At 40.6% G+C, this 9,254-nt stretch carries 6 protein-coding genes; 3 read left to right on the top strand and 3 right to left on the bottom strand.

The window, feature by feature from the left end; genetic code table 11:
- Positions 1 to 16: 16 nt before the first annotated feature.
- From HT708_RS01280 to carB, 3 genes are all read left to right on the top strand, one after another.
- Positions 17 to 940, top strand: coding sequence for an aspartate carbamoyltransferase catalytic subunit (locus HT708_RS01280; RefSeq protein WP_023936533.1), 924 nt, complete (start codon positions 17 to 19; stop codon positions 938 to 940).
- A gap of 49 nt (positions 941 to 989) precedes the next feature.
- Positions 990 to 2,069 carry a carbamoyl phosphate synthase small subunit gene (locus HT708_RS01285; protein WP_000166853.1) on the top strand — a complete coding sequence of 360 codons (1,080 nt, stop codon included), beginning with the start codon at positions 990 to 992 and terminating at the stop codon, positions 2,067 to 2,069.
- A 448-nt stretch (positions 2,070 to 2,517) separates the two neighbouring features.
- Positions 2,518 to 5,694, top strand: coding sequence for a carbamoyl-phosphate synthase large subunit (carB, locus tag HT708_RS01290; protein WP_172925880.1), 3,177 nt, complete (start codon positions 2,518 to 2,520; stop codon positions 5,692 to 5,694).
- Between the two features lie 271 nt (positions 5,695 to 5,965).
- Here the strand turns inward: carB and HT708_RS01295 are convergent, their stop codons facing one another.
- Genes HT708_RS01295 through tacF form a run of 3 tightly spaced genes read right to left on the bottom strand, consistent with a single transcriptional unit; the run spans position 5,966 to position 9,077 of the window.
- Complete coding sequence (locus tag HT708_RS01295) at positions 5,966 to 6,775, bottom strand: phosphorylcholine transferase LicD (RefSeq protein WP_001199655.1); 810 nt, start codon at positions 6,773 to 6,775, stop codon at positions 5,966 to 5,968.
- Between the two features lies 1 nt (position 6,776).
- Complete coding sequence (locus tag HT708_RS01300) at positions 6,777 to 7,580, bottom strand: phosphorylcholine transferase LicD (protein WP_000811884.1); 804 nt, start codon at positions 7,578 to 7,580, stop codon at positions 6,777 to 6,779.
- Positions 7,581 to 7,589: 9 nt separating this feature from the next.
- Positions 7,590 to 9,077 carry a type IV teichoic acid flippase TacF gene (tacF, locus tag HT708_RS01305; protein WP_000835909.1) on the bottom strand — a complete coding sequence of 496 codons (1,488 nt, stop codon included), beginning with the start codon at positions 9,075 to 9,077 and terminating at the stop codon, positions 7,590 to 7,592.
- Between the last annotated feature and the right edge of the window lie 177 nt (positions 9,078 to 9,254).

Genomic DNA, 9,254 nt, shown 5'->3' on the forward strand with positions numbered 1-9,254 from the left:
AGCTAAAGGAGTGGCCATGTCAGAAAATCAACAAGCATTGAACCATGTGGTGTCCATGGAAGACCTCACTGTCGATCAAGTGATGAAATTGATCAAACGAGGGATTGAGTTTAAAAACGGAGCTCAGCTTCCTTATGAAAACCACCCGATTGTTTCCAATCTTTTCTTTGAGGATTCTACACGGACGCATAAGTCCTTTGAAGTGGCAGAGATTAAACTGGGGCTGGAACGACTTGACTTTGATGTGAAGACTAGTTCAGTCAATAAGGGTGAGACACTTTATGATACCATTTTGACTCTGTCTGCTTTAGGAGTGGATGTCTGTGTGATTCGCCACCCTGAGGTTGACTACTACAGAGAGTTAATTGCTAGTCCCACGATTACGACTTCCATCATCAATGGTGGAGATGGTTCGGGACAACATCCTAGCCAGAGCTTGCTTGATTTGATGACTATTTATGAGGAATTTGGCCACTTTGAGGGTCTCAAGGTTGCGATTGCAGGTGACTTGGACCATTCACGCGTTGCCAAATCCAATATGCAGATTTTGAAACGCTTGGGAGCTGAACTTTATTTTGCTGGACCTGAGGAATGGAGAAGTCAAGAGTTTGCAGACTATGGACAGTTTGTAACCATTGATGAAATCATTGATCAGGTGGATGTCATGATGTTTCTCCGTGTGCAACATGAACGCCATGATAGCGGAGCAGTCTTTTCAAAAGAAGACTACCATGCCCAACATGGCTTGACTCAAGAACGTTATGACCGTTTGAAAGAAACAGCAATCCTCATGCACCCAGCTCCAGTCAACCGTGATGTAGAAATCGCAGACCACTTGGTTGAAGCACCAAAATCACGGATTGTCCAACAAATGACCAATGGTGTCTTTGTTCGAATGGCAATCTTAGAATCCGTACTGGCGAGTAGAAACGCCAACTAAAACACAAGACGTTAAAAGACGCCAGTGAGCGTCCACGAGAGGTGAAAATATGACAAAAAGACTTCTAGTATTAGAAGATGGTACAGTTTTTGAAGGCAAGGCCTTCGGAGCAGATATTGATGTAACTGGTGAAATTGTCTTTAATACAGGCATGACCGGCTACCAAGAATCCATTACAGACCAGTCTTATAATGGACAAATCTTGACCTTTACTTATCCTTTGGTGGGAAATTATGGAATTAACCGTGATGATTACGAATCCATTATTCCAACTTGTAAGGGAGTTGTTGTTTTCGAAGAAGCACGTAGAGCTAGTAACTGGCGCAACCAAATGACCTTGGATGAATTTTTGAAAGCCAAGAAAATTCCGGGTATTTCAGGGATTGATACACGTGCTCTTACCAAGATTATCCGTAAGCATGGTACGATGCGTGCAACCTTGACCCATGTTGGGGACAGTATGGACCATGTGACGGACCAGCTCCAAGCAACAGTCTTGCCGACAGACAATATCAAGCAGGTTTCTACTAAAACTTCGTATCCAGCTCCAGGAGTTGGTTTGAGCGTAGTGCTAGTGGACTTTGGTCTCAAGCACTCAATCTTACGTGAACTCTCTAAGCGCAACTGTAACGTGACAGTCGTTCCTTATTCAACAACGGCTGAAGAAATTCTCCATCTCAACCCTGACGGAGTTATGTTGTCAAATGGACCGGGAAATCCAGAAGATGTTCCCCAAGCACTGGATATGATTCGTGGTGTACAAGGAAAAATTCCAATTTTTGGTATTTGTATGGGGCATCAACTCTTTGCAATGGCAAACGGGGCTAAGACTTACAAGATGAAATTTGGACACCGTGGATTCAACCATGCGGTACGCGAAATTGCTACAGGACGTGTGGATTTTACAAGTCAAAACCATGGTTATGCAGTTAGCCGTGAGGATTTGCCAGAGCATTTGATTATCACCCATGAAGAAATCAATGACAAGTCAGTTGAAGGTGTGCGTCACAGATACCAACCTGCTTTCTCTGTTCAATACCATCCAGATGCAGCCCCTGGTCCACACGACGCTAGCTACCTATTTGACGAGTTTATCGAGATGATGGAAGCTTTTAAACAATCAAACTAAGAATGAGTAAAAGCTCGTCGGAGAATTTATGTAACTGAACACGGACGGAAAGCTCGGAATTTAGAGAAACCAACTTGGATTGTCAATCCTTCCTTGGTTTCCTAAAATTCAATCGCTTTCTATTCGTCCTTTGTATCTTATTTAATGGAAATCTGAGAGTTGCCGAATAGAAAGGCAGGTCGTTTCTTTTAGTCGCTATCAGGCGAACTAAAAACTCCCTGCACTAGATTTTTTACCGAAAAATATCGTTTCGCTAAAAAATCGTCGGAGAATTTATTTAATGTCGCTCAGTGAGGCGACGAATAGAAAGGAGAAGGGTGGTCCGTATTTGCTGAACTGAATACGGGCTACGGACGGTGCTAAAAAGATAGTTATTCCTAGAACTGACAGTTCTTCGTCATAACTCCTATTTTAGCTTTGTCCGCTTGACGCCCTTAATATCTTATATATGCCTAAACGTACTGATATTCAAAAAATTATGGTGATTGGTTCTGGTCCGATTATTATTGGTCAGGCTGCTGAGTTTGACTACGCTGGGACCCAGGCTTGCTTGTCTTTGAAAGAGGAAGGTTATGAGGTGGTTTTGGTTAATTCAAACCCTGCAACCATCATGACGGACAAGGAGATTGCGGACAAGGTTTATATTGAACCGATTACACTTGAGTTTGTGACACGTATTCTTCGTAAGGAGCGTCCAGATGCCTTGCTACCAACACTCGGTGGTCAAACAGGGCTTAATATGGCCATGGAATTGTCTAAAAATGGTATCCTAGATGAGCTTGGTGTTGAACTTCTGGGTACTAATCTATCTGCCATTGATCAAGCGGAGGACCGTGACCTCTTTAAACAATTGATGGAAGAGCTCAACCAACCAATTCCAGAATCTGAAATTGTCAACACAGTCGAAGAAGCTGTTGCCTTTGCAGCGACAATTGGTTACCCAGTTATCGTTCGTCCAGCCTTTACCCTTGGTGGTACTGGTGGTGGTATGTGTGCCAACGAGGAAGAATTGCGTGAAATCGCTGAAAATGGTTTGAAATTATCACCTGTGACCCAATGTTTGATTGAGCGTTCGATTGCAGGTTTCAAGGAAATCGAATACGAAGTGATGCGTGACTCAGCTGACAATGCTTTGGTTGTTTGTAACATGGAAAACTTTGACCCAGTCGGAATTCACACAGGAGATTCCATTGTATTTGCTCCTGCGCAAACCATGGCAGACTATGAAAACCAAATGCTACGTGACGCGAGCTTGAGCATCATTCGTGCCCTTAAGATTGAAGGGGGATGTAACGTTCAGCTGGCCCTTGATCCACACAGTTTCAAGTATTATGTCATCGAAGTAAACCCTCGTGTGTCGCGTTCTTCAGCCCTAGCATCTAAGGCGACAGGGTATCCGATTGCAAAATTGGCTGCTAAGATTGCAGTAGGTTTGACCTTGGATGAGGTCATCAACCCAGTTACAGGTTCAACCTATGCCATGTTTGAACCAGCCCTTGACTACGTGGTTGCCAAGATTCCTCGTTTCCCATTTGACAAGTTTGAAAAGGGTGAACGCCGTCTCGGTACACAAATGAAGGCGACTGGAGAAGTCATGGCAATCGGTCGTAATATCGAGGAATCTCTTCTCAAGGCCTGCCGCTCCCTTGAAATTGGGGTGCACCACAATGAAATACCTGAACTTGCAGCAGTTTCTGATGATGCCTTGATTGAAAAGGTTGTCAAAGCCCAAGATGACCGTCTCTTCTACGTATCAGAAGCAATTCGTCGTGGCTACACACCTGAAGAAATTGCAGAGCTTACAAAAATCGATATTTTTTATCTGGATAAACTCCTACATATCTTTGAAATTGAGCAGGAATTGGGTGCTCATCCACAAGATCTAGAAGTCTTGAAAACAGCTAAACTTAATGGCTTCTCAGACCGTAAGATTGCGGAACTTTGGAAAACAACTGCTGATCAACTTCATCAACTTCGCTTGGAAAACAAGATTGTTCCAGTTTATAAGATGGTCGATACCTGTGCTGCGGAGTTTGATTCTGAAACACCATATTTCTATTCAACCTATGGATGGGAAAATGAGTCTATCAGATCTGATAAAGAATCTGTACTTGTCCTAGGTTCAGGTCCAATCCGTATCGGTCAAGGGGTCGAATTTGACTATGCAACGGTTCACTCAGTTAAGGCTATCCAGGCAGCTGGTTATGAAGCTATCATCATGAACTCAAATCCAGAGACTGTTTCAACAGACTTCTCGGTATCAGACAAGCTTTACTTTGAGCCATTGACATTCGAAGATGTTATGAATGTCATCGACTTGGAGCAACCAAAAGGGGTTATCGTTCAGTTCGGTGGTCAAACAGCTATCAACCTTGCGGAGCCATTGGCAAAAGCAGGTGTGACCATCCTTGGTACACAGGTCGCTGACCTAGACCGTGCTGAAGACCGTGACCTCTTCGAGCAAGCTCTCAAAGAATTGGACATTCCACAGCCACCAGGACAAACGGCTACCAATGAAGAAGAAGCAGTTCTTGCAGCACGTAAGATTGGTTTCCCAGTCCTTGTTCGCCCATCTTATGTACTTGGTGGACGCGCCATGGAAATCGTAGAAAATGAAGAAGATCTTCGTTCTTACATGCGTACAGCGGTTAAGGCTAGTCCAGACCACCCAGTTCTTGTCGATTCTTATATCGTTGGTCAGGAGTGCGAAGTTGATGCCATCTCAGATGGTGAAAATGTCCTTATCCCAGGTATCATGGAGCATATCGAACGTGCTGGTGTCCACTCAGGTGACTCAATGGCTGTTTACCCTCCGCAAACCTTGTCTCAAAAGGTGCAGGAAACCATCGCAGACTACACCAAACGCCTAGCAATCGGCCTCAACTGTCTTGGAATGATGAACATTCAGTTTGTTATCAAGGATGAAAAAGTCTACGTTATTGAGGTCAATCCACGTGCCAGCCGTACCGTTCCATTCCTTTCTAAGGTAACTAATATTCCTATGGCTCAAGTAGCGACCAAGCTCATTCTTGGTCAAAACCTTGAAGAACTTGGCTACCAAGATGGACTTTACCCTGAAAGCACTCGCGTTCATATCAAGGCACCTGTCTTCTCCTTTACCAAACTAGCTAAGGTAGACAGCTTACTTGGTCCTGAAATGAAGTCAACAGGGGAAGTTATGGGTTCTGATACTACTTTGGAAAAAGCTCTCTATAAAGCTTTTGAAGCTTCTTACCTCCACTTGCCAACCTTTGGAAATGTTGTATTTACCATCGCTGATGATGCCAAAGAAGAAGCCTTGGACTTGGCTCGTCGTTTTCAAAATATTGGCTATGGAATCCTCGCGACAGAAGGGACAGCAGCCTTCTTTGCCAGTCATGGATTACATGCTCAGCCTGTTGGTAAGATTGGTGATGACGATAAGGATATTCCAAACTTTGTTCGTAAAGGAAGAATTCAAGCTATCATTAACACAGTTGGAACAAAACGAACTGCTGACGAAGATGGTGAGCAAATCCGCCGTTCAGCCATTGAACACGGGGTGCCCCTCTTCACAGCGCTAGATACAGCTAATGCCATGCTTAAGGTACTTGAAAGTCGTAGCTTTGTTACAGAAGCGATTTAAATAGAAAAATAAGATATAGCAGACTGAATTTAGAACAGTACACAGGAATACTAAAATATTTCTAGAAATTAATTTGAATTTTCTAATTGATTTGTTCGTATCTTATTTCAATCTACTATAGAAAAAAGTCTTTAAAATTATAAAACGCATAATATCAGGTGTTGAAAACCTTGATATTATGCGTTTTATTGTAGGAATATTTACTTCATTTTCTACTAAAATTATGTTTTTGAATAACCTCTATCTTAGTAGTTTGTATGGTCGCCCTCAATCAGTTTTTACGATAAGCTTTAATGCTATGACTATACCATTCTTGCATTTCTTTTGATGGTGGTGTCATATAATCCCCATACATCTGGGTTAAAAATTGGTCATATTTTTTTGGCACAGGCAACATACGACCTTCAAACTCAGTCAAAATCAGTTCTTTAAAGGTATCAACTGGGAAGATTTCTTTCATCCCTTCCTTACCGATCCCAATTCCTCCTTCATATTGAGGAGAGTTGGTTGTAGCATTTTTGACTAGCTGATCAATTTTCTTGTAAAAGTAACGGGGATTGACCACTCGGAGGGCATACCAGCTACATAATCTAAGAAAATCTTTTAATTTGCTATCACCGTGAACTGCTCGTGATTTTTTGATATAAGCTAGTTGACGAAGAGCCACATACTTATAGCTCTTGTCGACAATGCTCAAGTCTGTAAATCGATCAATTGGGAAGACATCGATGAAAAGGCTGGTATCATGACGCTTGTACTTAACATGGTCTTCTATAACAGTAGAAGTGTCCAAAATCGATGCGAAATTATGGAAGTACCAAGAAGATGTATCGTAGGAAAGAACCTTGTAGCGAGGGTGATTTTCTTCTTCAATAATCTTCAGTAAACGCTCATAATCCTCACGATAAAGGGAAATATCAATATCATCATCCCAAGGAATCATACCTTTGTGGCGGATGGCTCCAAGCATGGTTCCATAACTGAGAAAATAAGGAATATCATGTTTCTTACAAGTCTCATCAATATAGTCTAGCAGAGCTAGTTGAATTTCTTTAATTTCTTTTTTTTCTAAATATTGCATCCTAATCCTCCAATTTATAAGCGTGAAATTCATGACTGTAGAAGCGTTTTTCTGCTGGTGGTAGGGTCATATAATCTCCATAAAATTGTGTCAAAATAGTATCAAATTTTTCAGGTGCTGGAAGGCTTAAATTTTCAAAGGGTAAATCAATTATTTTATCGAAGGTACCACTTGGGAAGACTTCCTTTTCCTTAAATTTAGAAGGGATAAAAGCCATATACTGACCATTTTCACGACTATATTTTTGAATTTCTTTCTCGATTTTATGTGCGAAATAACGAGGAGAAACCGGTCGAAGGAGCAACCAAAAGGCTGTTCGTATCCAATCTTTTAAAAGGCTATCCTTATAGACAATATTTTTATGTTTACTGAAAGACAGCAGTTTGAAGCTTTCCAGTTTATAACAAGTATCAATGACCTTAGGATCATCAAAGCGATCTATAGGGAAAATATCGATAAAGATACCAGACTCATAGGTTTTTGTATTTCGAGTATCAATAATTTTAGTCGTACTGTCGGTTATCTTGATAAAGTTGTTAAAGTAGTTCTTATCAGTTTCTAAGGAAAGGAGCTTATACTTGCTTTTTTCCTTTTGAAAAATGTTAATAAATCGTTGGTAGTCTTCTCTAGGCATGGACAGATCAATATCGTCGTCCCAAGGAATAAAGCCTTGATGTCGAACCGCCCCAATCAGAGTACCGTAGTTAATAATATAGTTGATATTGTGCTTTTTACAGAGAGTATCAATATAATCCAAAATTTCTAATTCAATTTGTTTGGCATCTTCAATGGTTAGTTGTTTCATTTTAAACTCCTATGATCTTTTGAATTTATTTTTTAAGGCTAGGACATGGTTTAAAAATTCATAGAAAATGCTATCTTTTGTGAAGACAAGTAGACCAATATAAGAGATAGCTGATAGCAAGACAATCAAACCAGTATTCATCAAAAATGGCAAATTAATGACCATATCCACAGGATACAAGAAATTGATCAGGAAATAAATTCCTACGAAAGAAAGTGAAAAGAGAGAGTATCGAACAGTATAGCTAAAGATATGTCCCAAGTGAATAAGTTGTTTTCTATGGATGAAAATGATATAGAAAACAAGTAGAGAGGCCTCTGATAACATAGTTGTCAGTAAGTAGTATTCAGGAGCCACGATATGGTTGAAAAAGAGGAGACTATTTAAGCCCAAATTGAGTAGCCCAGCAAAGACTGTATAGACTGTGATACGTTTTTCATAGCCATTGGTAAAGAGAATTTGGGAACCAAGAATGGTATCTAAGGCCAGGATAATCGTACGAAAAGCGAAGAGAGAGGTCAAGATGCCACCTCCGATATATTTTTCACTACCGTAAAGTAGGATGGCATTTGGTCCTAAAACCATGAGTCCAAAGCTCAGTGGAATGATAAAGAAGTTAAAGATTCGACTACCTCTATTAACCAGAGAAACATAGGCTTCCTTATCGCCTTTTCCTAGATAGTAACTAAGACGAGGCACACTCACTCCGATAGCTCCTGTTACAACACCAGCAATAACGGTCACAATTCGTTGAGCTATGGTGTAGTAACTAACGTTGACATCAATCCCTGTTTTAACGAGGAAGAGACGATCCAAAAAAGTGAAGAGCATATTGGCATTAGCAAAGACCAACATGGCTGTCAGAGGGAGAAAGAGCGGTTTAAAATCACTGATGTGAATTTTAACAAGCTTAATGTCTCTTTTAATCCAAAAATAACTAATCAGATAGTTAATCAGTGTCGATAAACTCATCACAAGTGTATAGACAACAATATCGTGTTCATTTTTGACAAACAGGAAAATAGAGACCAGCATCAGGATACGGATGAAGGCAGTTTTGTAAAAGAGAAAACTATAATTTTCCAGAGCTTCATTGACCCATTCGATTGAAAAAATCTGGGCAATGAGTTGAATCCCCATAACAAGGTAGACCTTTTTGACGATTGGATTATCTGTAAAGAAGAGAGGATAGGCTAGGATATAGACCGCAGTGGTCAAAATTGTACAAGCTATGCACAAATAAAAAAGACTGGAGAAGGTTCTATTCAGATCTTTTTTGTTATCCTTGACATTACTGATGGCTCGTAAACCGTAGTTATAGACCCCATAAGTCGCAAAGGGTAAGAAAAATGACAAAATAGTGTCGACTGAGTTGAAGTAACCATAGTCAGTTCGGTCCAAGACACGCGCGACGTAGGTTCCAGTTAAGATGGGAAAAATAATATTCAAGACACGAATTCCCATGTAAGATAGAGCATTTAATTTTATACTTTTCATTCAATTTACCTCGTTTTTCATTATATCATAAAGTCAGCTAATAAGAAATGAAGGGCAGTAATACTCTTCGAAAATCAAATTCAAACCACGTCAGCGTCGCCTTACCGTACTCAAGTACAGCTTACGGCTAGCTTCCTAGTTTGCTTTTTGATTATGGATTCAAGCCAGTTTTTCTCG

The organism is Streptococcus sp. 3613, assembly GCF_013277375.1.
In the GTDB taxonomy this organism is placed as follows: Bacteria; Bacillota; Bacilli; order Lactobacillales; family Streptococcaceae; genus Streptococcus; species Streptococcus pseudopneumoniae.

What these genes read in the sequence shown, in the direction of transcription:
- HT708_RS01280 (WP_023936533.1), top strand. Translation starts at nt 17, where the DNA reads ATGTCAGAAAATCAACAAGCATTGAACCATGTGGTGTCCATGGAAGAC.
- HT708_RS01285 (WP_000166853.1), top strand. Translation starts at nt 990, where the DNA reads ATGACAAAAAGACTTCTAGTATTAGAAGATGGTACAGTTTTTGAAGGC.
- carB (WP_172925880.1), top strand. Translation starts at nt 2,518, where the DNA reads ATGCCTAAACGTACTGATATTCAAAAAATTATGGTGATTGGTTCTGGT.
- HT708_RS01295 (WP_001199655.1), bottom strand. Translation starts at nt 6,775, where the DNA reads ATGCAATATTTAGAAAAAAAAGAAATTAAAGAAATTCAACTAGCTCTG.
- HT708_RS01300 (WP_000811884.1), bottom strand. Translation starts at nt 7,580, where the DNA reads ATGAAACAACTAACCATTGAAGATGCCAAACAAATTGAATTAGAAATT.
- tacF (WP_000835909.1), bottom strand. Translation starts at nt 9,077, where the DNA reads ATGAAAAGTATAAAATTAAATGCTCTATCTTACATGGGAATTCGTGTC.